This window comes from Protofrankia sp. CiP1_Cm_nod3 (assembly GCF_982290655.1).
Map to the genome: position 1 here is coordinate 9,776 of NZ_CEVIVD010000063.1, position 1,381 is coordinate 11,156.

Sequence of the window (1,381 nt, forward strand, 5' to 3'; positions counted from 1 at the left end):
CACGTCGGAACCAGACACGTCGGAACCAGGGGCGTCGGAACCAGACACGTCGGGGCCAGGGGCGTCGGGGCGCTCGTCCGCGGGGACGCCGGCGGCGGCCGGCAGCCGGCGGCCCGGCCCACGCGGGGCGCAGCACCACAGCGGGCACACGTCGTGGCCGGGGCCCAGCGGACTCAGCGCCGCCCGGGGGCGGTGCCCGTACCTGCGCTCGTCGAGAAGCTCCCGGACCATGGTGACGAACCGGGGGTCGACACCCACCGTGGACGCCCGGCGGAAGATCAGCCCGGCCTCCCGGGCCCGCTCCGCCGCCACCACGTCGAGATCGTGGACAACCTCCATGTGGTCGCTGACGAAACCGACCGGCACCACCACGACCGCCTGGGCCCGCCCGGCCGAGCCGAGCGCCGTCAGATGGTCGCCGACGTCCGGCACCAGCCACGGCACGCCCGGCGGGCCGCTGCGGCTGGCGTAGACCAGGTCGTGCGGGTGACGGCGGCCGGTGCGCAGCGCCACCCGCTCGACGATCACCTCGGCGGCGGCGGCCAGCTGCCGGGGGTAGGCGTCCCCGTCCGGGCCGCTGTCCGCCGCCTGCGTGAGCGGGATCGAGTGTGCGACGAAGACCAGCCGCGTCTGCGCCCGCGACCCGGCCGGGATCGTGGCCAGCTCGCCGACGACATGGTCGACCATGGGCAGGACGAAACCGGGATGGTCGAAGTACTGCCTCAGCTTGATCAGTTCCGGCGCGTCCGGGCCGAGGTGGGCCCGCGCCCTCGCAAGATCCTCACGGTACTGGCGGCAGCCGGAGTAGGAGGCGAAGGCGGACGTCACGAAGCAGGCCGCCCGGCGGACGCCGTCCCGCCGCATCGCCTCGAGCGCGTCGACGAGGAACGGTGACCAGTTGCGGTTGCCCCAGTAGACCGGCAGCGGCGCGAGCTCGGCCCGCAGCGCGGCCAGCAGCGCCCGGTTCTGGTCGTTGATCGGGCTGCGGCCGCCGAGGCTGCGGTACTGCTCGGCGACCTGGGCCAGCCGCTCGTCCGGCACGCCCCGCCCGCGGGTGACGTTGCGCAGGAACGGCATGACGTCGGACGGCGACTCCGGGCCCCCGAAGGAGACCAGCAGCAACGCGTCGACGGGCACCGGCCCGGTCCGGCCGGGCGCGGTCCCGGCCGCGGTCACGCTCCCGGGCACGGTCACGCTCCCGGCCGTGCCCCCGGGCGCGGTCACGGTCCCGGGCGTGGTCATGGTCCGGTTGTCACTCGACACGTCCGTCATCGTCCCCTGCGCTCGGGGCACAACACACCCCGCCCCCGGCCCGAACCGAGGACGCGCCACCGCAAGAGCCGCGCGGCCCGGCTCACCGCCCAGTCCCGCGATCCGGGCC

The 1,381-nt window shown here is 75.7% G+C and carries 1 protein-coding gene; it reads right to left on the reverse strand.

The genetic code is table 11. The annotated features are described in order from the left end of the window. Positions 1–1,272: ferrochelatase (locus AC5LUJ_RS13775; RefSeq protein ID WP_493465048.1), on the reverse strand; the 1,272-nt coding region annotated here is incomplete at its 3' end. Between the last annotated feature and the right edge of the window lie 109 nt (positions 1,273–1,381).